General features: G+C 70.0%; 22 protein-coding genes and 1 pseudogene. 13 read left to right on the top strand and 10 right to left on the bottom strand.

Annotated elements, in window-relative coordinates; genetic code table 11:
- Window positions 1-137 precede the first annotated feature (137 nt).
- Entirely contained in the window at window positions 138-1,259 is a 1,122-nt protein-coding gene (gene rlmN / locus VJT49_RS02220) for a 23S rRNA (adenine(2503)-C(2))-methyltransferase RlmN (protein ID WP_324162581.1), read from the top strand.
- Window positions 1,260-1,264: 5 nt separating this feature from the next.
- Here rlmN and VJT49_RS02215 read toward each other — a convergent pair whose 3' ends face one another.
- A complete protein-coding gene (locus tag VJT49_RS02215; RefSeq protein ID WP_324162579.1) occupies window positions 1,265-1,534 on the bottom strand; it encodes a DUF2631 domain-containing protein in 270 nt (89 codons plus the stop codon).
- 61 nt (window positions 1,535-1,595) lie between these two features.
- Between VJT49_RS02215 and dxr the strand changes: the two genes are divergently transcribed.
- The 8 genes and pseudogenes from dxr to map all read left to right on the top strand — a co-directional run bounded on the left by dxr (window position 1,596) and on the right by map (window position 7,949).
- Window positions 1,596-2,804 carry a 1-deoxy-D-xylulose-5-phosphate reductoisomerase gene (gene dxr, locus VJT49_RS02210; RefSeq protein WP_324162577.1) on the top strand — a complete coding sequence of 403 codons (1,209 nt, stop codon included), beginning with the start codon at window positions 1,596-1,598 and terminating at the stop codon, window positions 2,802-2,804.
- 3 nt (window positions 2,805-2,807) lie between these two features.
- Complete coding sequence (locus VJT49_RS02205) at window positions 2,808-4,013, top strand: site-2 protease family protein (RefSeq protein WP_324162575.1); 1,206 nt, start codon at window positions 2,808-2,810, stop codon at window positions 4,011-4,013.
- A 65-nt stretch (window positions 4,014-4,078) separates the two neighbouring features.
- Window positions 4,079-5,230: a flavodoxin-dependent (E)-4-hydroxy-3-methylbut-2-enyl-diphosphate synthase gene (gene ispG, locus VJT49_RS02200; protein WP_324162574.1), complete on the top strand. Its 1,152-nt coding sequence runs from the start codon at window positions 4,079-4,081 to the stop codon at window positions 5,228-5,230.
- An 85-nt stretch (window positions 5,231-5,315) separates the two neighbouring features.
- The gene (locus VJT49_RS02195) at window positions 5,316-5,498 is read left to right on the top strand and encodes a hypothetical protein (protein WP_324162572.1); all 183 of its coding nucleotides are present in this window, start codon (window positions 5,316-5,318) and stop codon (window positions 5,496-5,498) included.
- Window positions 5,499-5,566: 68 nt separating this feature from the next.
- Window positions 5,567-5,677, top strand: a pseudogene (locus VJT49_RS02190) (Uma2 family endonuclease); the annotation flags it as partial.
- Between the two features lie 260 nt (window positions 5,678-5,937).
- Window positions 5,938-6,792 (top strand): GNAT family N-acetyltransferase, encoded by an 855-nt coding sequence (locus tag VJT49_RS02185; RefSeq protein WP_324162570.1) that lies wholly within the window; start codon window positions 5,938-5,940, stop codon window positions 6,790-6,792.
- Between the two features lie 113 nt (window positions 6,793-6,905).
- On the top strand, window positions 6,906-7,082 hold the full coding sequence (locus tag VJT49_RS02180) for a hypothetical protein (RefSeq protein ID WP_324162568.1): 177 nt from the start codon (window positions 6,906-6,908) through the stop codon (window positions 7,080-7,082).
- Window positions 7,083-7,091: 9 nt separating this feature from the next.
- Window positions 7,092-7,949 (top strand): type I methionyl aminopeptidase, encoded by an 858-nt coding sequence (gene map / locus VJT49_RS02175; protein WP_324162567.1) that lies wholly within the window; start codon window positions 7,092-7,094, stop codon window positions 7,947-7,949.
- Here the strand turns inward: map and VJT49_RS02170 are convergent.
- Entirely contained in the window at window positions 7,936-8,631 is a 696-nt protein-coding gene (locus VJT49_RS02170) for a FadR/GntR family transcriptional regulator (RefSeq protein ID WP_324162564.1), read from the bottom strand. The two genes, map and VJT49_RS02170, sit on opposite strands and share 14 nt — an antisense overlap.
- Window positions 8,632-8,694: 63 nt before the next feature.
- Between VJT49_RS02170 and VJT49_RS02165 the strand changes: the two genes are divergently transcribed.
- On the top strand, window positions 8,695-9,879 hold the full coding sequence (locus VJT49_RS02165; RefSeq protein ID WP_324162562.1) for an MFS transporter: 1,185 nt from the start codon (window positions 8,695-8,697) through the stop codon (window positions 9,877-9,879).
- Window positions 9,880-9,883: 4 nt separating this feature from the next.
- Here VJT49_RS02165 and VJT49_RS02160 read toward each other — a convergent pair whose 3' ends face one another.
- Both VJT49_RS02160 and VJT49_RS02155 read right to left on the bottom strand, forming a co-directional pair.
- The gene (locus tag VJT49_RS02160; RefSeq protein WP_324162861.1) at window positions 9,884-11,317 is read right to left on the bottom strand and encodes a mycothione reductase; all 1,434 of its coding nucleotides are present in this window, start codon (window positions 11,315-11,317) and stop codon (window positions 9,884-9,886) included.
- 51 nt (window positions 11,318-11,368) lie between these two features.
- Window positions 11,369-12,220: a M15 family metallopeptidase gene (locus tag VJT49_RS02155; protein ID WP_414635784.1), complete on the bottom strand. Its 852-nt coding sequence runs from the start codon at window positions 12,218-12,220 to the stop codon at window positions 11,369-11,371.
- Between the two features lie 104 nt (window positions 12,221-12,324).
- Here VJT49_RS02155 and VJT49_RS02150 point away from each other — a divergent pair, with 104 nt between their 5' ends.
- Together VJT49_RS02150 and VJT49_RS02145 are read left to right on the top strand one after the other, a co-directional pair.
- Window positions 12,325-13,134 (top strand): serine protease, encoded by an 810-nt coding sequence (locus VJT49_RS02150; protein WP_324162561.1) that lies wholly within the window; start codon window positions 12,325-12,327, stop codon window positions 13,132-13,134.
- A 12-nt stretch (window positions 13,135-13,146) separates the two neighbouring features.
- Complete coding sequence (locus VJT49_RS02145; protein ID WP_324162560.1) at window positions 13,147-13,572, top strand: GNAT family N-acetyltransferase; 426 nt, start codon at window positions 13,147-13,149, stop codon at window positions 13,570-13,572.
- On the opposite strand, the gene VJT49_RS02140 is transcribed toward VJT49_RS02145, so the two are convergent.
- The 3 genes from VJT49_RS02140 to VJT49_RS02130 form a co-directional block, all read right to left on the bottom strand.
- Window positions 13,538-14,722: an 8-amino-7-oxononanoate synthase gene (locus tag VJT49_RS02140; protein WP_324162559.1), complete on the bottom strand. Its 1,185-nt coding sequence runs from the start codon at window positions 14,720-14,722 to the stop codon at window positions 13,538-13,540. The genes VJT49_RS02145 and VJT49_RS02140 overlap by 35 nt on opposite strands.
- Before the next feature lie 95 nt (window positions 14,723-14,817).
- The gene (locus VJT49_RS02135; protein ID WP_414635783.1) at window positions 14,818-16,287 is read right to left on the bottom strand and encodes a DEAD/DEAH box helicase; all 1,470 of its coding nucleotides are present in this window, start codon (window positions 16,285-16,287) and stop codon (window positions 14,818-14,820) included.
- Between the two features lie 271 nt (window positions 16,288-16,558).
- On the bottom strand, window positions 16,559-17,455 hold the full coding sequence (locus tag VJT49_RS02130) for a serine protein kinase RIO (RefSeq protein WP_324162856.1): 897 nt from the start codon (window positions 17,453-17,455) through the stop codon (window positions 16,559-16,561).
- A 586-nt stretch (window positions 17,456-18,041) separates the two neighbouring features.
- Between VJT49_RS02130 and VJT49_RS02125 the strand changes: the two genes are divergently transcribed.
- The gene (locus VJT49_RS02125; protein ID WP_324162558.1) at window positions 18,042-18,491 is read left to right on the top strand and encodes an FAD-dependent oxidoreductase; all 450 of its coding nucleotides are present in this window, start codon (window positions 18,042-18,044) and stop codon (window positions 18,489-18,491) included.
- A 275-nt stretch (window positions 18,492-18,766) separates the two neighbouring features.
- Here VJT49_RS02125 and yaaA read toward each other — a convergent pair whose 3' ends face one another.
- The 3 genes from yaaA to VJT49_RS02110 form a co-directional block, all read right to left on the bottom strand.
- Complete coding sequence (gene yaaA, locus VJT49_RS02120) at window positions 18,767-19,498, bottom strand: peroxide stress protein YaaA (RefSeq protein WP_324162556.1); 732 nt, start codon at window positions 19,496-19,498, stop codon at window positions 18,767-18,769.
- Window positions 19,499-19,534: 36 nt separating this feature from the next.
- Complete coding sequence (locus tag VJT49_RS02115; protein WP_324162554.1) at window positions 19,535-19,954, bottom strand: GNAT family N-acetyltransferase; 420 nt, start codon at window positions 19,952-19,954, stop codon at window positions 19,535-19,537.
- A 134-nt stretch (window positions 19,955-20,088) separates the two neighbouring features.
- Window positions 20,089-20,508 carry a MarR family transcriptional regulator gene (locus VJT49_RS02110; RefSeq protein ID WP_324162553.1) on the bottom strand — a complete coding sequence of 140 codons (420 nt, stop codon included), beginning with the start codon at window positions 20,506-20,508 and terminating at the stop codon, window positions 20,089-20,091.
- Between the last annotated feature and the right edge of the window lie 42 nt (window positions 20,509-20,550).

Genomic DNA, 20,550 nt, shown 5'->3' with positions numbered 1-20,550 from the left:
CTCTCGAGTTCGTTGCGAGCCGCCTCTTGACTGCTCGCGTTGTATTCCGACATGTTCACGATATATCGGGAACGATCGAATGGCAAGCAAGCCCGTCGCGGCTCTCCGTGGCTCCCCTGTGGGACACTTGACCGGTTATGACCGCTCTTCCCCTCGTCTTCGACGCGCCCAAACGCGGGCTGCCGCCGCGTCACCTCGCCGACCTGACCGCCGCCGAACGCGCGGCCGCCGTGGCCGAACTCGGTGAGAAGCCGTTTCGCGCCAAGCAGCTGTCGAACCACTACTTCTCTCGGCTGACCGTCGACCCCGCGGCGATGACCGACATCCCGGCGGCCGCCAGGGAGCGGCTCGTGGCCGAGCTCATGCCGCCGCTGCTGACCGCGGTCCGCGCGCTGGCCTGTGACGACGGCAGCACCCGCAAGACGTTGTGGCGCGCGCACGACGGCACGTTGCTGGAGAGCGTGCTCATGCGTTACCCCGACCGCGCCACGCTGTGCATCTCCAGCCAGGCCGGATGCGGGATGGCTTGTCCGTTCTGTGCCACCGGCCAGGGCGGGCTGGAGCGCAACCTGTCCACCGCCGAGATCGTCGACCAGGTCCGCTCGGCCGCGGCCGTGATGCGGGACGGGCTGATGCCCGGCGCCGACGGCGGGCCGAGCGCCGGGCGGCTGTCGAACATCGTCTTCATGGGCATGGGCGAGCCGCTGGCCAACTACCAGCGGGTGGTCGCGGCGGTCCGGCGCATCACCGATCCGGCGCCGGACGGCCTGGGCATTTCGCAGCGGTCGGTGACGGTGTCGACCGTGGGGCTCGCGCCCGCGATCCGCAAGCTGGCCGACGAAAGGATGCAGGTCCGGCTGGCGGTGTCGCTGCACACGCCGGACGACGAGCTACGGGACACCCTGGTCCCGGTGAACAACCGCTGGCCGGTCGACGACGTGCTGGCGGCCGCACAGTACTACGCCGAGGTGAGTGGCCGGCGGGTGTCGATCGAGTACGCGCTGATCCGGGACGTCAACGACCAGCCGTGGCGGGCGGATCTGCTGGCGAAGCGCCTTCGCCGGCACCTCGGCCAACTCGTGCACGTCAACGTGATCCCGCTGAACCCGACGCCGGGCAGCCAGTGGGACGCCAGCCCGAAGCCGGTGGAGCGGGAGTTCGTGCGCCGGGTCAACGCCGGGGGAGTGGCGTGCACGGTTCGCGACACCCGCGGCCAGGAGATCGCCGCGGCCTGCGGCCAGCTGGCCGCGGAAGGCTGAGAGCCTCAGCGGCGCCAGGCGGTGCGCTGGCGGCGCAGGTCGATCAGCAGCAGGATGACGATCGCGAGACCGCCGCCGATGAGCCACACGTTCTCGGTGTTGTTCTCGTGGTTGTTGTAGATCATCGCGAACATCACGATCGCGCTGATCCACCCGGCGATCCGTGTCGCCTTCGGGAAGGAGCCGTGCCAGCCCCACTCGGCCGACGGCTCGTCACGCGGGTCCACGGTCCTGACACCGCTCTGCTGCCGCTTCTGAACCGCCTTGCCAGCCACATTCACTCCTAGAAGACACCCATCACGTCCGTCCCGATGGTCCCACGAGACAATAGCCGTGATGAACTCACCCCGTACCGTGCTCGTGCTCGGTTCCACAGGTTCCATCGGCACGCAGGCCCTCGACGTGGCGGTCCGCAACAAGCCGTTGTTCCGCGTCGCGGGCATCGCCGCGGGCGGTTCCGATCCGGGTGCGCTGGCCGCACAGGCGATCGCGCACGAGGTCGACGCGATCGCGGTGATCAAGCCGACCGCGGTCGAGGACCTGCAGCTCGCCCTGTACGCCGAGGCGCAGCGGCGTGGGTACGCGCGCGGCGAATTCCGGCTGCCGCGGATCTTCGCCGGGGCGGACGCGGTCACCGAGCTGATCGGCGCGGTGCCGGTGGATGTGGTGCTCAACGGCATGCCCGGCTCGCAGGGACTCGCGCCGACACTCAAGGCGCTGGAAACCGGCGCGACCCTCGCCCTGGCCAACAAGGAGTCCCTCATCGCGGGCGGCCCGCTGGTGCTCAAGGCGGCCAAGCCGGGACAGCTCGTGCCGGTCGACTCCGAGCACTCCGCGCTGGCACAGGTGCTTCGAGGCGGCCGCAAGGAGGAGGTCGGCCGGCTGGTGCTCACCGCCTCGGGCGGGCCGTTCCGTGGCCGCACGAAAGCGGAGATGGCCGACGTCACGGTCGAGGACGCGCTGGCCCATCCCACCTGGTCCATGGGCCCGCTGGTCACCATCAACTCGGCCACCCTGGTGAACAAGGGCCTGGAGCTGATCGAGGCGAAACTGCTGTTCGACGTGCCCTGTGACGCGATCGACGTGGTGGTGCACCCGCAGTCGATCGTCCACTCGATGGTGACTTTCACCGACGGTTCCACGCTGGCCCAGGCCAGTCCGCCGGACATGCGGCTGCCCATCGCGCTGGCGCTGCACTGGCCGGACCGGGTGCCCGGCGCGGCGCGCCCCTGCCGTTGGGACCAGGCCGCGGCCTGGACCTTCGAGCCGCTGGACAACACCGCCTTCCCCGCGGTCGAGCTGGCCCGGCACGCCGGCACGGTCGGCGGCTGCCTGCCCGCCGTGTTCAACGCCGCCAACGAGGAACTGGTGGCGGCCTTCCTCGGCGGGAACATCGGTTTCACGTCCATCGTGGACACCGTCGAACGGGTGGTTCAGGCGGCGCTCGGCTGGCATCGCGAGCCGCGTGACCTGCAAGATGTATTCGCCGCGGAGGAGTGGGCGCGCGCCCGCGCCGCCGAAATCGCCAGAACTGGAGGGAAGTAGCGCGTGCTCGCCTACATTTTCGGGGTCGCGCTGTTCGCGCTGGGCATCTGCGTGTCCGTCGCGCTGCACGAGGCGGGGCACATGCTCACCGCCAAGGCTTTCGGCATGAAGGTCCGGCGTTACTTCATCGGGTTCGGGCCGAACATCTTCTCGTTCCGGCGCGGCGAGACCGAGTACGGCCTCAAGTGGATTCCGCTCGGTGGCTTCTGCGACATCGCCGGGATGACCGCCCTCGACGAGGTGACTCCGGACGAGGCGCCACGCGCGATGTGGCGGTTCAAGACCTGGAAGCGGACCGTGGTGCTCGCCGCCGGCTCGGTCACGCACTTCGTCCTCGGGTTCGTCGTGCTGTACGCGATGGCCGCGACCATGGGCCTGCCGAACCTGAACGGCACCCCGGTCCTGTCCTCGATCTCGGACTGCGTGCGCGACGGCACGACCGTGCAGGAGGTCAACAACCCGGTCTGCCGCGCCGGGGACGCCGCGCCCGCCAGGCAGGCGGGTCTGCAGGCCGGCGACAAGGTGGTCTCGGTCGGAGGCAAGCCGACAGCGAGCTGGAGCGACGTGGTCGCCGCGGTGCAGGCGGCTTCCGGCCCCACGGTGGTGCAGGTGGAGCGCGACGGCCGGACGCTCGCGCTGACCATCGACGTGCCGAGGGTGATCCGCCCGAACAACTCCGGCGAAGGCACCCAGCAGGTCGGGGCCATCGGCGTCGCGCCGACCAAGACGTTCACCTACAACCCGGTCACCGCGTTCGGCGGGGCGGCGGGCTACACCGCCGACATGTTCGTCGGGGCCTGGCAACGGCTGCTCGAGTTCCCGCAGCGGATCCCCGCCGTCGTGCACGCGATCTTCGGCGGCGAACGGGACCCGAACACCCCGGTCAGCGTGATCGGTGCGAGCCGGATCGGCGGCGAGGCCGTCGAGAACGGGCTCTGGCAGCTGTTCCTGATCCTGCTGGCAAGCTTGAACTTCTTCGTCGGTGTGTTCAACCTGCTGCCGCTGCTGCCGCTCGACGGCGGCCATATCGCGGTCACCTGGTACGAACGGGTGCGCGACTGGGTCCGCAAGCTGCGCGGCAAGACCGCGGGCGGGCCGGTCGACTACACCAAGCTCTCCGCGATCACTATGGTGTTGGTGTTCATCGGGGGCGCTGTAACCTTGCTCACCGTCACAGCCGACATCGTGAACCCGGTTCGCCTGCAGTAGGTAGGCTGGCGGTGAAGCCCGAAGGTGACCTTGAGGCGTCAAACCGCATCAGCTGAGAGGATTCGATGAGCGTTGCGCTTGGTATGCCAGCCTTGCCGCCTCCGGTGCTCGCCGAGCGCCGCCCGACCCGTCAGCTGATGGTCGGTTCCGTCGGCGTCGGCAGCGAGCACCCCATCTCGGTCCAGTCGATGACCACCACCCTGACCGCCGACGTCAACGCCACCCTGCAGCAGATCGCCGAGTTGACCGCGGCGGGCTGCGACATCGTGCGCGTGGCCTGCCCGTCCGCCGACGACGCGGAGGCGCTGCCCGCCATCGCGAAGAAGTCGAAGATCCCGGTGATCGCCGACATCCACTTCCAGCCGAAGTACGTGTTCGCCGCGATCGAGGCGGGCTGCGCCGCGGTGCGCGTGAATCCGGGGAACATCAAGAAGTTCGACGACAAGGTGCGCGAGATCGCGCAGGCCGCCAAGGATCACGGCACGCCGATCCGGATCGGTGTGAACGCGGGTTCGCTGGACCCGCGGCTGCTGAAAAAGCACGGCAAGGCCACGCCGGAGGCGCTGGCGGAGTCGGCGCTGTGGGAGGCGAGCCTGTTCGCCGAACACGACTTCCACGACATCAAGATCTCGGTCAAGCACAACGACCCGGTGGTCATGGTCCGGGCGTACGAGATCCTGGCCGGGCAGTGCGACTACCCGCTGCACCTCGGCGTGACCGAGGCTGGCCCGGCCTTCCAGGGCACGGTCAAGTCGGCGGTCGCGTTCGGCGCCCTGCTGCGGCAGGGGATCGGGGACACCATCCGCGTCTCGCTGTCCGCGCCTCCGGTCGAGGAGGTCAAGGTCGGCACCCAGATCCTCCAGTCGCTGAACCTGCGGCCGCGCAAGCTGGAGATCGTGTCCTGTCCCTCGTGCGGGCGCGCCCAGGTGGACGTGTACAAGCTGGCGGACGAGGTGACCGCGGGTCTGGAGGGCATGGAGGTGCCGTTACGGGTCGCCGTGATGGGCTGCGTGGTGAACGGGCCGGGCGAGGCGCGTGAGGCGGACCTCGGGGTGGCTTCCGGTAACGGCAAGGGACAGATCTTCGTCAAGGGCAAGGTGATCAAGACCGTGCCCGAGCACCAGATCGTGGAGACACTGATCGAAGAGGCCATGCGGATCGCGGAGGAAACGGGGGACGCGGGAGACCGCGGTGAGCCCGTCGTCACGGTGGGTTAGCCTGCTGTCCCGGAAGGCGCGGTCGGTGCGTCTTCGCCGCTCTCCTGGAGAGCACGATGGTGGACGGCAAGGGACGGGGACTCTTATGAGCGCCGTCTTCGTGGATTCCGGGTTGACCGGGGAGTACCTGCTGGACACCTGGCCGGACATGAAGGTGCCCGAAGGCTGGCGGCCGGAGCTGACCGTCGAGAAGACGCCGCCATCGGGGGGAAACGCACAACCTGATCGCCGCACGGATGCATCGCGCACTATTGCCGGCTGTTCCTGACGGTTGTCGAGGTCTTCCAGACCCAGCGAGTGGGTTTCCGGCGGACCGGAGGCAGCTACGTCCCGGACATGTGTGTCGCACCGGCCGCGAGGATCCCCCACGGCCCGGACCCCGTTCCCGCCGAGTACGTGCTGCCGGCCGTCGAGATCACCTCACCCGGCAATGCCGAGCACGATCGGAGGAAGAAGCGGTGGGCCTACGCCCACGGGCCCGTCCCGCGGTACCTGCTGATCGACGCGTTCGACGACGAAGGCCCGGCGGTGTCGTGTTCAGCCAAACCGGTCAAGGGTGTCTACAGCCGCATGATCCCGGGTTCCGTTCGGGGAACAGGTCAAGATCGGCACGCCCTACGGTGTCGTACTCGACACCACCGGTTTCTGAGGCACAGCGTGGGACCGCGGTTTCGCGTTGCCGGGGGTCATCTGGCAATCTGGATACTGTGTTGCGGCTTGCCGGTGCACGGCTGCTCGGGGACCGGGACTTTCCGGCGGTGCGTGCCGTATTGGCGGCCGACCCGGTGGCGAACTGCATGGTCAGCGCCCGGGTCGAGGTGGCGGGCCTCGACCCGTGGCGGCTGGGCGGGGAGTTGTGGGCGGCCGACTTCCGGGGTTCGAGGTCCGGGCGTCTGCCCGGCCTCTGCTTCTCCGGACCCAATCTGATTCCGTTGCGGGGAAACGCTTCCGCGATAAGGTCTTTCGCCGACCGCGCACTGCGCCGGCAGCGGATCTGTTCTTCCCTGGTGGGCCCGGCCGAGCAGGTCCTGGGTCTGTGGGACGAACTGGCAGGCGAGTGGGGACCGGCCAGGGAGGTTCGTGAGGACCAGCCCCTGATGGCCCTGGGCGGTCCGCCCGAGGCGCCTGGGGACCCGCTGGTGCGGCCGGTGCGGCCCGACGAACTGGACCGGTACCTGCCCGCCGCGATCGCCATGTTCATCGAAGAGGTCGGGGTCGATCCCCGGGCCGGCGACGGCGGCACGAGCTACCGGGCGCGGGTGGCCGAGTTGATCGCGAGCGGGCGTGCCTTCGCCCGGTTCGAGGGCGGCGAGGTCGTGTTCAAGGCCGAGGTCGGCGCGCTGTCCCGCAGCGTCGGCCAGATCCAGGGTGTGTGGGTGCATCCGGAGCGGCGCGGCCACGGGCTGGGCACGGCGGGCACCGCCGCGGTGGTCACCCGGCTGGTCACCGGGATGGGGCGGACGGCGAGCCTGTACGTCAACTCGTTCAACGGCCCCGCGCTGGTCGCCTACCGCCGGATCGGCTTCCGCCAGGTCGGCCGCTACGCCACGGTATTGTTCTGACATTGTTCTGACCAAGTGATTCGTGCGGCGCGTACGGCAGGCGATGACGCCGAGCGATGAGCCCGCGCCGTTCTCGCAGTCCTGAGCTTGATTTCCATGAACGAGGATCTGCTGTGCGCTCCCTCGATGCGATTCACCTGAGTTCCGCACAGCGGTTTCGCGGCGTCCTCGGCGTTCTCGGCGTCCTTGTCGTTCTTGTCGTTCTTGTCGTTCTTGTCGCCTACGACCATCGCCTGCTGGGCTCCGCGCAACTGGCCGGTCTTCCGGTCGTCGCGTCTGGCACGTCGTAGGGTGGGAGTATGTCCCAGCGTGACCCGTTGAAGCCGGGCGTCCAGTCGCCCCGCCGTCCCGTCCCCGCCAGCATTCCGCGTCCCGAGTACGTGGACAAGCCGGCGCCCGCGCGCGACAACGGCAACGGGGTGCGCACGCCGGAGGTCATCGAGGCGATGCGCGTGGCGGGCCGGATCGCGGCGCAGGCGCTGGAAGAGGGTGGCAAGGCGGTCAAGCCCGGCAACACCACCGACGACGTGGACAAGGTGGTGCACGAGTTCCTGCTCGACCACTACGCCTACCCGTCCACGCTCGGCTACCGGTACTTCCCGAAGTCGTGCTGCACCTCGCTGAACGAGGTGATCTGCCACGGTATCCCGGACTCGACGGTGATCGAGGACGGCGACATCTGCAACATCGACGTCACCGCCTACATCGGCGGCGTGCACGGCGACACCAACGCCACGTTCCTCGCCGGCGACGTGCCGGAGGAGGCCCGCCTGCTCGTCGAGCGCACGCGCGAGGCGACCGCGCGCGCGATCAAGGCGGTGCGGCCGGGGCGCCGGCTGAACGTGATCGGGCGGGTCATCGAGTCCTACGCCAAGCGGTTCGGCTACGGCGTGGTCCGCGACTTCACCGGGCACGGCGTGGGCCCCGCCTTCCATACCGCGCCGACGGTGCTGCACTACGAGGAACCGTCGGTGACCACGGTGATCCAGCCGGGGATGACGTTCACCATCGAGCCGATGATCACCCTCGGTACGATCGAGTACGACGTCTGGGACGACGACTGGACGGTCACCACCAAGGACAAGAAGTGGACGGCGCAGTTCGAGCACACCATCCTGGTGACCGACACGGGCGCCGAGATCCTCACCCTTCCGTGACGGGCCGGTGGGCGGCCGTGTCGATCAGGAGCTGATCCAGGAACCCGCCCGCCTCGGCCGCCGCCCGGTCCGGGTCGCCGTCGGCGATGGCTTCGAGTAGCCCGCGGTGCTCGATCCGCCGCTTTTCCGTCAGGTGGTCCGGCGAAGTGGCGGCGACGCTCGCGGTCACCGCCTCGGTGATGCCGCGATAGAGTTCCGCCAGCAGCGCGTTGTGTCCACATTGGACGACCGTGAGGTGGAACTCGGTGTCGGCGCGGATGAATTCCGCCAGCTTGTCCGCTCGCTGCGCCTCGTCCCGCCGCGCGAGCAGCTCGGTGAGCCGGGCGAGCTCGGCTTCGGTCCGGGAGGTCGCCGCGAGCCGGGCGGCCTCCACTTCCAGGCCTCGCCGGACCTGGAGCACCTCGCGTAGCTCGGGGCCGCAAAGCCTGCGGATCGCGCCGGAAACCTCGCTGGTCGCCCGCACGTAGGTGCCGTCACCCTGGCGCACGTCCAGCAGCCCGCTGTGCGCGAGCGCGCGGACGGCTTCGCGCACCGTGTTCCGGCCGACGCCGAGCCGTTCTCCCAGCTCGGCCTCGGTCGGGATCCGGTGTCCCACGGGCCATTCGCCCTGCTTGATCGCTTCCCTGAGTTGCCCGATGACCTGGTCGACCAGCCCGGTCCGGCGTGTGGTGGCGAGTGGCACATCCCCATTCTATTCGCCCTATCATCCTATGTCTGCGATAGTGAAGGGGTGGCGGAAACATCGGTGAAACAACGAGCGGCGGGCCGCGCGCTGACCGGAGCCGGTCTGCTGGGTGTCGCCGTGGTGCTCGCCGCGCTCAACCTTCGCCCGGCCGTGACTTCGGTGGGCTCGGTGCTCGACGAGGTGCGGAATTCGCTCGGGGCTTCCTCGACCTGGTCCGGGGCGCTGACCACCGTCCCCGGCCTGTGCTTCGCCGTGGCCGGGTCCACCGCACCCTGGATCGCCAGGCGGATCGGCGTGGCCACGACGGTCACCGTGTCGCTGGCGCTGCTCACCGGTGGTCTCCTGGTGCGGGTGCTGGACGGCCCGTTCGTCGTGCTCGGCGGGACGCTCGTGACCACCGCCGGGATCGCCCTGGCCAACGTGCTGATCCCGGTCGTGGTCAAGGACGCGTTCGCCACCCGGATCGGCCTGATGAGCGGCTTCTACACGGGCGCGTTGCAGACCGGTGGCGCGCTCGGCTCGGCGGTGACCCCGCCGGTGGACCTCGCGCTCGGCGGCTGGCGGCAGGGACTGGCCGGCTGGGCCGTGCTCTCCGGCGTGGCGCTGCTGCTGTGGCTGGTCGCCGCGCGAACCAAGCCGGCCTTGGCCGTCTCGGCGGGTAGACCGCACAGCGGCGGCCGCTCGCTGCTGGGGAACCGGCTCGCGTGGACGGTCACGCTGTTCTTCGGCCTGCAGGCGTGCCTGGCCTACATCGTGATGGGCTGGCTGCCGGAGGTCTTCGTGGAGGCGGGCGTGAGCCGCGGTGGTGCCGGTCTCCTGGTCGGGCTCATCTCGTTGCTCGGCTTGCCGGTGAGCCTGTTCCTGGTGCCCCTCGCGGCCCGCTCGCGTGGCCAGAGCTGGTGGGTGGCCGCGCTGGGTGTGTTCGGGCTCGTGGGGACCGCGGGGGCGATGGTCGCGCCGGGAGCGCAGCCGCTGCTGTGGTCGATCTGCCTCGGCATCGGGATGAGTGTCTTCTCCCTCGCGATCACGATCATCACGCTGAGGGCCCGCACCGGAGAAGAGACCGCACGCCTGTCCGCGATGGCGCAGGGGTTCGGTTACCTCCTCGCCGCGCTCGGCCCGTTCCTGTTCGGCCTGCTGCGCGAGGAGACCGGTGGGTGGACGGTCCCGTTCGCCATGCTGCTCGCCGTGTGCGCGGGGCAGACTTTCTTCGGCTTCCTCGCCGGGCGGCCGCGGTTCGTCTGAGCCGCTACTCGAGTGGGAGGTTGAGCAGGGCGTTTTCGATCAGTTCGGGCAGTGCGGGGTGGATCCAGTACTGACCGCGCGCCATGGTGCGCGCGTCGAGGCCGAAGCTCATCGCCTGGATCAGTGGCTGGATCACCGTGGACGCCTGCGGGCCGATGATGTGCGCACCGAGCAGCAGGCCGGTGTCCGGGTCGGCCAGTAGCTTGACGAATCCGGTGGTGTCCTCCGTCGCCCAGCCGTAGGCGATACCCGCGTAGTCCTGGACGGCCGTCACGTACCGCACGCCCTGTTCGCGCGCCTGCTCCTCGGTCAGCCCCACGGACGCGATCTGCGGCGAGCTGAACACCGCGTGCGGGACGATGCGGTGGTCGGACCTGATCCGGTCGTCGGGGTGCAGCAGGTTGTGCTGCACCACCCGGGCCTCATGGTTGGCGACGTGCTTGAGCTCGTGTGGCGACGAGAGGTCGCCGAGGGCGTAGATGCCCTCCACGGAGGTTTGCTGATATTCGTCGACCGCCGCATGTCCGCTGTCCAATGTGGATACTCCGGTGGCGGCGACGTCGAGCAGGTCGGAGTTCGGCCGCCTGCCGGTCGCGATCAGCACCTCATCCGTTTCGACGGTCTCGCCTTCGGCGAACTCGAGCACGATCCCGGATTCCGTGCGCCGGGCCAGCTTCGCGTGACGGTTGAGGCGAACGTCGAAGCGTCGCGAGGCGAGTTCGGTGAATCGCGTGCTGATGTCGGCGTCCTCGTGCCGCAGCAGCGCGCCCGAGCGGGCGACAACGGTGATTTCGACGCCGAAAGACGCGAACACGTGTGCGAATTCGGCCGCGACGAACCCGCTGCCGATGATGACCAGCCGCGACGGCAGCTCGTCCAGCCGCATCACCGTGTCGGAAGTGTGGTAGCCGATCTCCTCGAGACCCTCGATGGCGGGGATCACCGGCCTGCCGCCGGCCGCGAGCACGAACCGGTCGGCGGTGAGCGTCTCGGTGCGGTCCCGGACGGGGGTCTCGGGGCTTGCCCCCGGCCTTCTGGAGGTCGCACCCCCAGAAGGCCGGGAGACCGTCAACTCCTTGTACCCGGTGAAGCACCCCTCGCCTTCGTAGACGGTGACGTTCGCGTTGTCCTCGTGTCTCACGCGGTAATCGCGCCCGCCGGCCGCGATCGGGTCGATTCGGCCGAAGATCCGGTCGCGAACGTCGCGCCACCGCACCCCGAGCAGCTCTTCGTCCACGCCCAACCGCGAACTGATCGACGGCGTCGCGGCAAGATCCGCGGTGTGCACGAACATCTTCGTCGGGATGCAGCCGACGTTGAGACACGTGCCCCCGAAGACGCCCTTCTCCACGATCGCCGTTTTCCAGTCCGCGAAGCGGGGGTCCAGGATCGAGTTCCCCGAGCCGCTCCCGACGATGATGAGGTCGTAGTGAGGCACGTTCTGCTCAACTTCGTTACGCCGCACTTTGTTCCTCAAGTTCCGGGTTCCTCAAGTTCCGGTGGCGCTGAAGTGCATCCGGTCCGTGGGAGAGACCCACTTCCCGCCCCAGCTCCAGCCGATCGCCGAAAACGCCCGGACCGTCGCGTCGCCGGGCAGGATCATCCCGGGGCGGCGCCAGGACCGGTCGAGATAGGCCGAGGCCAGTTCGGGCAGCACCAGGTCGCCCCTGGAGTAGGGGTTGCAGAAGGGATCGAGGTCGACGGCCAGCCCGTAGGCGTGCGCCGACCAGTTCGGCTGACCGCGCACCGGGCGGCAGACGAACGCGCTGGTGTTGTTGCCGTCGCCGGTGGGAGCCGCGTCCAGTTCATCCGCCCGCGTGACGCGCATCTCCTCGATCGGGAACCGGGCCGCGAACAGCCGGCCGAACACCTGGGTGACGTCTTGCGCGACCGAGGCGTTCACCAGCATCTCGCCGGTGTGCGCCCTGCCGTCGAAACCCCAGAACGCCATCGTCAGGTAACGCAGTCGTGTCCTGTCCACCGGGCAGCCGGCCTGCCAGGTGCTGCGGGCGAGCACGTCGGCGGGGACCTCGCTGATCGCCGAGGTGTATTCGCCGTCGGCCGGCGGCGGGAGGCTGTCCCTGGTCGGAAGAACGCGGTTCCGCAGCGCCACCGGGGTGGATTCGACTTCGCCGAAGCCGTCCGGGCGCCTCGGCAACGGGTGCGCGCCGATTTCCCATCCGTCCCAGCTGCCCGCCGTACTCGGCGTTGTCGTCGGTGGTGCGCTCGAAATGAGCGGAGCAGGGGCAACGGCGCTCGGCTGAGGCCGCGCGGACGCGTCACATGCGGCCAGCCCAGTGACCAGCGTGAGGGTCGGCAGCGCGACGGCACGGGTTCGCACGGCGCCAAGCTTGTCACAACCTCGACAGAGACCACCCGATTCAGTGACAACGCGTAGCGGTCCCATCAACTACTGTGTTCGCGTCTGGAGAGGGAGGGGTTCGCATGGCGAAGCATCGCCGCCGTGATCGCAAGTTCCGCTTGACGTGCGCGGCCGTGGTCGCGTTCGCCGCGTGCCACCCGGTCGCGGCCATGGCCGACACCGCGCGCGCCGCGCGGCCGTTCGTCGTCGGCGGGGACCCGGCTTCGATCAGGGACTACCCGTACACCGTCTATCTCACCGACCCCAACGGCAACCAGTTCTGCGGTGGGGCGCTCGTCGGCCCGTCGGCGGTGGCCACGGCGGCCCACTGCGCGGGCGCGATCGACAGTGCCAGTATCCGCGTGGTCGGGGGCAGGCAGGACAAGCGAAGCAACGACGGCACCGTGGCCCGCGTCTCCGGCGTGTGGATCGAACCGGGTTTCACCGACCCCGGGAAGGGCGACGACATCGCCGTGCTCAAGCTCGACCGGAGCATGTCGTACCGCCAGGTGAACCTGCCCGACGGCAACGACCCGGCGCTCTACGGAGAGGGCACCAAGGCGACCGTGCTCGGCTGGGGGCGTACGAGCGACGGCGGGCAGCGTTCACTGGTGCTGCGCGAGGCAATCGTGCCGGTGGTCAGCGACGCGAGCTGTGCGAACAGCTTCAGCGTCTACGACGCGCGGAGCATGGTGTGCGCGGGCTACCCGCAGGGCGGTGTCGACGCCTGCCAGGGCGACTCCGGCGGGCCGCTGGTGGTCGGGGACACACTGATCGGCCTCGTGTCCTGGGGCGAGGGCTGCGCCCAGCCCGGCAAGCCCGGCGTGTACACCCGTGTGTCCACCTATGCCGATGAAATCAAGGCGCACTCGGGTCTGCGGCTACTTCCCTGATAGTAAGGACCCGTGAACCTTGCGGGAACCGAGCTGGCGCCCAGGCAGCTGTACGACATTCTGCGATTGCGCGTCGACGTGTTCGTGGTGGAACAGAACTGCCCGTACCCGGAGCTGGACGGCAGGGACCTGTTGGCCACGACCCGCCATTTCTGGCTCGGCGAAGTGGATTCCTACCTCAGGGTGCTGACCGAGCCGGACGGGACCTACCGGATCGGCCGGGTCGTGACCGCGAAGCACGCCCGTGGCCAGGGGCTCGCGGCGCAGCTGATGACCGCCGCGCTCAACTTCGTGGGCGACGCTTACAGCGTGCTCGATGCGCAGACCTATGCGCAGGGCTTCTACGCGAAGTTCGGCTATGTGGCCGAGGGTGAGGAGTTCGAAGAGGACGGCATCCCGCACATCACGATGTGGCGGCGGGTGGCGCGGCCTCGCTGATCACCTTCGCCGCGGTGTCCACATCGGACTCGCCGAGGTCGGCTCGGACGGTCAGGCGCAGCCGGGACACGCCGTCCGGCACCGACGGCGGCCGGAAACAGCCGACCCGTACGCCGAGCTGGGCGCAGCGCTCCGCCCAGGCGACCGCGGCCTCGGGCGAGGGCGCGTGCACGGAGATCACCGCCGCGTGGGGCGTGCTCACGGTGAACCCACCGTCGCGCAGTTGTCCGGCGAGCCTGGCCGCGGCCGTGTGAATCCTGCCGGGTAGCCCTGGTTCCGCTTTGAGCACGCCGAGTGCCGCCAACGCGGCGCCCGCGCTCGACGGCGCGAGCCCGGTGTCGAAGATGAAGCTGCGGGCGGTCTCGACCAGATGCCGGATCACCCGCCGCGGCCCGAGCACCGCGCCGCCTTGGGCGCCAAGGGCTTTCGACAGGGTGATCGTGGTCACGACATCCGGTTCGCCGATGAGTCCCGCGGCGTGCACCGCACCCCGGCCACCCTCACCGAGCACGCCGAAACCGTGTGCGTCGTCGACGAGCATCGCCGCGCCGTGTGCGCGGCAGGCCCCGGACAGTTCGGCGAGCGGCGCCAGGTCACCGTCCACGGAGAAGACCGAGTCGGTGACCACCAGGGCCCGTGGCTTGCGCCTGGTGTTCAGTGCGTGCGCGACCGCCACGGGGTCGCGGTGCGTGACGGCGGCCACGTCGGCGCGGGACAGGCGGCAGCCCTCGATGAGCGAGGCGTGGATGTACTTGTCGGTGACGATCGCCGATTCCGCGCCGGACAGGGCGGTGACCGCGGCCAGGTTGGCCAGGAACCCGGAGGAGAACACCAAGGCCGCCTGGACTCCGCAGAACCGGGCCAGCTGGTGTTCGAGTTCGGCGTGCAGTTCGGTGGACCCGGTCACCAGCCGGGAACCGGTCGACCCGGCTCCCCAGCGCAACGCGGCGGCCGCGGCCGCCCCGGCGACCCGCTTGTCCCTGGCCAGCCCGAGGTAGTCGTTGCCGGCCAGGTCCAGTTCCGCAGCCGATGCGGGTCGTGGCCGGAGCTTACGTGTGAGCCCGGCCTCGGCCCTGCGCGCGGCCTCCGCATCCAGCCAGTCGAACACCTGCTCGGCGGGCACCGCGGGAACAGTGGGACGCGGGTTCATTCCGGCAGTGTCTCAGAGCACGCGGCCGGCGCTCATGCGTGGGGTACGGCGATTTGCCGCTGGGTGCCGGGCGGAGCCGGGCACCCAGCGCGCCGCTAGTTGCTCTGCTGCCTGGCGGGACCGCGGCCGAAGCGGTGTGGGCGGGAACCGTCGCGAGCCTGGCGGTGACCGCCGAAACCACGAGAGCGGCCGCCGTTCCGGTCGCCACGCCGGTCGGCATGGTAGCGATCGGCATGATAACGGTCGCCGCCGCGCGGGGCACCGCGACGAGGTTGCGGTTCGCGCCGCCGCTCGGGCACCGGCTCCCCACTCGGCTCACGGGCACCGGTGATCCGGGCCAGCTCCGCGTCGCCCGGCCGGATCGCGGTGCTCTCGACCCGGATCCCGGCCCGCTCGGTCATCCGGCGGACGGTGCGGCGCTGGTCGTGGGTGACCAGGGTGACCACAGTGCCGGACGCCCCGGCTCGCGCGGTGCGGCCCGCGCGGTGCAGGTAGTCCTTGTGATCGGCGGCCGGGTCGACGTGCAGCACGAGGCTGACGTCGTCGACGTGGATGCCGCGCGCCGCGACGTCGGTGGCGACCAGCACCGGGGTGTGGCCTTCCTTGAAGTCGGCGAGTACGCGGTTGCGCTGGCCCTGGGTCTTGCCGCCGTGCAGCGCCCCGGCCGCCACCCCGCTGGCGCGCAGCCGCTCGGCGAGCCGGTCGACGTGGTGCTTGGTCCGTACGAACATGATCGTGCGGCCCTCCCGCGCGCCGATCTCGGTGACGACCGTCTGCTTCTCCTGGTGCGACACCTGGAACACGTAGTGCTCCATGGTGTCCACGCTCGCGGTGACCGGCGCGACCGAGTGCTCGACCGGGTCGGTCAGGTAGGCGTCCACCAGCTTCTTGACGTCACCGTCGAGCGTGGCGGAGAACAGCAGGCGCTGGCCGCGGGCGGGGGTCAGGTCGAGAATCTCCCGCACCTGCGGCAGGAAGCCCATGTCCGCCATCTGGTCGGCCTCGTCGAGTGCGACGAAGTTCACGTCGGACAGCATGCAGGTGCCCTGCCGGGCGTGGTCGGAGAGCCTGCCCGGCGTGGCGATCAGCAGGTCCACACCACGCGCCAGCGCGTCGGCCTGGCGGGTGAAGGCCATGCCGCCGACCGCGGTCCGGCACCACAAACCCATCGCCTTGGCCAGCGGGGCCAGCGAGTCGGCGACCTGCATGGCCAGCTCGCGGGTCGGCACCAGCACCAGCGCCCGCGGGCGCTTCGGCCTCGCCTTGCCACCGGCCAGCCTGGCCAGCAGCGCGAGCCCGAAGGCGAGTGTCTTGCCCGAGCCGGTCTGGGCGCGGCCCAGCACGTCACGGCCGGCGAGCGCGTCCGGCAGGGTCGCCGCCTGGATGGGGAACGGCGCGTCGATCCCGGCCTCGCTGAGCGCCCGGAGCAGCGGCTCCGGCAGGCCGAACTCGCCGAAGGACTTCGCCGACGCGGTGAACGCGGCCAGCTCGGCGCGCTCGGTATGGGTACGACGCGGCTTGCGGGCCGGGCGCACGGACTTGCCGGACTCGAAGGTGATGCTCACTCAGTTCCTTTCGGATGCCTCTGGCGACGCTGGCACGTCACAAGGAGGCCCGATTTGCCGGCACGCGGGCAGGCAGGAATGTTGTCCATGGGCGTTCACAGGGACGAACCCGGCGCATTGTGCGCCGCTGCTTGGGGGTCGATTACCGCCGGACGAGACCGTTAAGAACAACGTTGCCGGCCTCGCCGCGTTACGCGGCCGGTGATCAGTGTAGCCGAAGCAGTGGCCATGGCTTGCGGCGGTGGCCGCTGTGACTGTGGTCACGCCAGGTTCAGCCCAGGCCGGCCCTGTCGCGCAAAATTTCGATCACCTCGGCGACCTCGACCTCCAGTCCCTGCGCGGTGAACCAGCCCGCCAGGTTCCGCACGTCCCTGGCCAGGAACTCCGGGCCGCGCGGGTTGGCGATCAGGTCCACCACCTGCGGCAGGTCGATCAGGATGAGCCTGCCTTCGTCGACCAGCACGTTGTAGGCGGACAGATCGCCATGCGCGAGCCCTTCATCGGCCAGGCGCTCGAGGGCCACCACGGCCTGGAACCACAGATCCGCCAGTTCGCCGGGGCCGGGCCGCAACTGCGCGAGCCTCGGCGCGGCGGTGCCGTCCTCGTCGCCGAGGAATTCCAGCAGGACTTCGGTGCCATGGCGCTGCACCGGATAGGGTACCGGCGCGCCCACCGTCCACAAGCGACCGAGCGTGGCGAACTCGGCGACCGCCCACTGCTCGGCGATCAGGTTGCGGCCGAACGAGGTGCGGTTGGTGATCGCGCGGTTCTCGCGGGACCGGCGCATCCGCCGGCCTTCCAGATAGCCGGAGTCGCGATGGAACTGCCGGTGCTCGGTGGCGCGGTACCGTTTCGCGGCCAGCAGGCATTCGCCCGAGCCGTCGGGGAGCGCGCGCCGGAGCAGGTGCACGTCGGCCTCCTTACCCGTCTTGAGCACGCCGAGTTCGGTGTCCACCGCGTCGAGTTCGGTGACCAGCCAGCCCGGGTACGGGCGTGGACCGCGCTCGCCGGTGTCCCACGTGGTGTACCGGTCGGCGCCGGCGGGAAGGGTGGGCTTGGCGTAGGCGTCTTCCCGGACCTGGGCCAATCGGGCGCGTTCCGCCTCGGTGAGGCGGCCGCTGCGGGTGGGCTGCTGCTCGTCGTCGAAGCGCGGGCGGCGACGGCGCATGGGGATGTCACGCACTGGTGGGTTCTCCTGGATGAGGGCCCCACCTCATGCGAAAAGATCAGCCGGGCGGGGCAGGCGGATGGGCGAAGAAGGGCAGCCTGAAGGCATCTGTCGACATTGGGCCACCTCCTCATCAGTCGTTCCGCATCAGTCGTTCCGCGAGGTCTCGATCTTCCGGGAGACGGCGGTGGGGTCGCAACCCATTAATTTCGGGCAGGCTTTCCGGTATACGCGTGATCGTCATCGGATCGGGCATCGCCGGAGCCGGCACCGCCGGTCAGCTCGCGCGGCGGACTGCCCACGTGACGGTGGTGGACGTGACCAGACCGGGCGTGGCAGACGGCCGCGGGGGCGGGGATCGTCTGCTCATGGATATCGCAGACGTCACAGACAGCACAGCGGAGCCACGCCGAAGTGCACCTGGCCTCAGCGGCGGCTTCCTGCTACCCGGAACTGGTGGCACAGCTTGCGGAGGACGGCGCGCCGGACTCTTCGTTCGAGGTGGTCGTCTCGGCCGACGAGACCGAACTGGAACGCGTTCACCAGGGGGTCAGCGAACGGGCCCGAAGCGCCTGCGGCCGGAGACGTGACCCGGCTGGATCCGGCGCAAGCCCGCGAACTGTTCGCGGTCCTGGCCTCCGGGCTCGGCGCGGTGCACGTGTCGGGCGGCGGCCGGGTCGAGGGGCGCCGGCCGCGGGAGGCGTTGCCCGCTGGGGCGTCGGCCCGGGGCGCCTCGATGATCGAGGGGCACGCGGAGCTGACCTCGGCCAGCGTCCGGGCCGGCGGCGAGACACCATGCGGACAAGATCGTCGTCGCCGCTGGGCGTGGAGTGCCGAGCTGGTCGCACCACTCGGCGTGGACCTGCCGGTGGCGCCACAGTGCGGTCAGATCAGTCATTTCGAGCTGCCCGGCACCGACATGAGCGCGTGGCCGGTCGTCCCGCCGATGTCGAGTCATTACCTGCTCGCCTTTCCCGGTTCGCGAGTGGTGGCCGGAGCGACCAGGGAGACCGGCTCGGCTTCGACTGCCGGGTGACCGCGGGCGGCCAGCACGAGGTGCTCGAGCACGCGCTCGCCGTGGCACCGAAGCTCGCCGGCGCGACTCTGGCCGAAACGCGGGTCGGGTTCCGGTCGGCGTCACTGGACGGGCTGCCGCTGCTCGGCCCGTTCGACGAGCGGCCGGATGTGCTGGTGGCCACCGGGGTCGGCCCGGTGGGACTCACCGTGGCTCCGTTCGCCGGTGTGCTGGTCGCGGCGATGGCGTTCGAAAAGCGGCCGCCTTCGACGTCAAGCCGTTGCGGCCAGGGCGGATCAGCCCGGCGTGATGAGCTCCAGCTCGGTGTCGCCGGTGCGCCACAGCCGGATCCCGGCGCGTTCCGCAGCGCCCACCAGACCGTCTATTGTGGACGGTTCGCGGGATGCAACGGCCAGCGCGGCGGCCAGCCTTCCCTTGTAGGCCTTGTTGTGATGACTGACCGTCCTGCCGTCTTCGGTGACCACTTTCACCGTCACCGCGCCCGGGATCCGGGCCAGCGACGCGTACGCCCCCGACCGCAGGTCGACGATCAGTTCGCCGAGTCCGGCGAGGACGGGTTCGAGGACTGGCCGCCACAACGCGCGCAACGTGCCGAGCGCGGGAAGGGAGGTGCCGCCCGAGAGCCGGTAGGCCGGAATCCGGTCGCTTCCGCGGAGGACGCCGAACAGCGCGGAGGCGACGGCGAGCCGTCGCTCGGCCTTCGCGCGCTGGGTCCGGGTGAACCCGCCGATGTCGAGTGCGTCGTAGAGGACGCCGGTGTAGCGCTCCAGTGCCGGCAGGGTGCGCGCCGACCAGATCGCGGCGTTGCGCGCGACCTCCTCCTCCTGCCGGGGCGACAGGCCGAGCGTGCGCAGCGCGGTGGGGACGTCGGCGGCGAGGTCGACGAGTGCGTCGGCCAGTTTGCGGCGGACGGGAGTGAGGCCTGGGAAGGGCAGGCTGTCGAGGTCGAGGGGCGGGCCGTCCCCGCCCGGTGCCTTGGTTTCCGAAGGGGGGAGCAGTACCAGCACCCGAGCAGGGTAACCGTCAGGCCGGACTCGTCCGCGTCACAGGTCGCGCCGCATGCACACCCGTGGCCAGCGGTCGAGCCCGGCCGCCGCTTCGGAGGCCCGGATCGCGTGCAGGCCCGATGTCAGCTCATCGGGTGAGAGGCGCCGGAAACCGCACCGTTCGTAGTACGGCGCGTTCCAGGGCACCTCGGTGAAGGTGGTCAGGGTCAGCGCGGGGACCGTGTTCGCGACAGCGTGGCGCGCGAGGTGATCCAGCAGCGACCGGCCGATTCCCCGCCGCGCGCTCGTCGCGTGTACCGACACCTGCTTCACGTGCAGGCCGCCGTCAACGGGTTCGGCGACGAGGTAGGCCACGGCGTGGTCGTTCCCGTTGACCGCGACCCAGACGAGCCCGGCCCGCCGGTGACGGTCGAGCTCGGTCAGCGGGGGCGGGTCGTCCTCGGCGATCGCGTGCATACCGAGATCGGCGAAGCACTGGTCCCGCGGAGACCTCGATCTCTTGAAGGACGGTCAGCTCGTCGGCCCTGACCGGCCGGATCATGCCGATCCATCCGAAATGGACAGTGGGCGAGGAGGGTGCGTGGACATCGCTACCTTCCGTCCGCCAGCTGGTCGATGATCTTGGCAAGGGCGTTGCGCAGGTGGTCACGCTCCTCCTCGGTGAGCGTGGCCGTCGCGTGCCGTTCGAGCTCACCGCGTGCCCGTTGAATGGGGTCCTGCGCGGCCTTGGCCTCTTCGGTGAGATACACGCGGACCAGCCTGGCGTCCGTGGGATCGCGCCGCCGGACCACGAGCCCGGCCTTCTCCATCCGGGTGGCGGTGTTGACGATCGTCGGCGTGGTGACGTGCAGGCGGGTGGCGAGTTCCCCGGGGGTCAGGCCGTCCTCTGCCCACAGCACTTCGAGCACGAGGTTCTGTCCCAGGCGTACCCCGTGCCTGCTCATCGCCTCGTCGGAAGCCGCGCTGAGCAGCTTGTGCGCGCGCCTGAACAGGGTCAGGAGCTCGGTCATGGAACGAGCCTAACGATTGCCGCTTGCCTGCTGGCGACCCGT

The sequence above is a fragment of the Amycolatopsis sp. genome, assembly GCF_035276945.1.
GTDB lineage: Bacteria > Actinomycetota > Actinomycetes > Mycobacteriales > Pseudonocardiaceae > Amycolatopsis_E.
The sequence above is the reverse complement of the archived record's forward strand: the minus strand, read 5'-3'. Positions and strand labels throughout refer to the sequence as shown.

Excerpts from the sequence above, each read along its gene's own strand:
- rlmN (WP_324162581.1), top strand. The coding sequence starts at position 138 with ATGACCGCTCTTCCCCTCGTCTTCGACGCGCCCAAACGCGGGCTGCCG.
- dxr (WP_324162577.1), top strand. The coding sequence starts at position 1,596 with ATGAACTCACCCCGTACCGTGCTCGTGCTCGGTTCCACAGGTTCCATC.
- ispG (WP_324162574.1), top strand. The coding sequence starts at position 4,079 with ATGAGCGTTGCGCTTGGTATGCCAGCCTTGCCGCCTCCGGTGCTCGCC.
- VJT49_RS02195 (WP_324162572.1), top strand. The coding sequence starts at position 5,316 with ATGAGCGCCGTCTTCGTGGATTCCGGGTTGACCGGGGAGTACCTGCTG.
- map (WP_324162567.1), top strand. The coding sequence starts at position 7,092 with ATGTCCCAGCGTGACCCGTTGAAGCCGGGCGTCCAGTCGCCCCGCCGT.
- VJT49_RS02150 (WP_324162561.1), top strand. The coding sequence starts at position 12,325 with ATGGCGAAGCATCGCCGCCGTGATCGCAAGTTCCGCTTGACGTGCGCG.
- VJT49_RS02140 (WP_324162559.1), bottom strand. The coding sequence starts at position 14,722 with ATGAACCCGCGTCCCACTGTTCCCGCGGTGCCCGCCGAGCAGGTGTTC.
- VJT49_RS02130 (WP_324162856.1), bottom strand. The coding sequence starts at position 17,455 with ATGCGCCGTCGCCGCCCGCGCTTCGACGACGAGCAGCAGCCCACCCGC.
- VJT49_RS02115 (WP_324162554.1), bottom strand. The coding sequence starts at position 19,954 with ATGCACGCGATCGCCGAGGACGACCCGCCCCCGCTGACCGAGCTCGAC.
- VJT49_RS02110 (WP_324162553.1), bottom strand. The coding sequence starts at position 20,508 with ATGACCGAGCTCCTGACCCTGTTCAGGCGCGCGCACAAGCTGCTCAGC.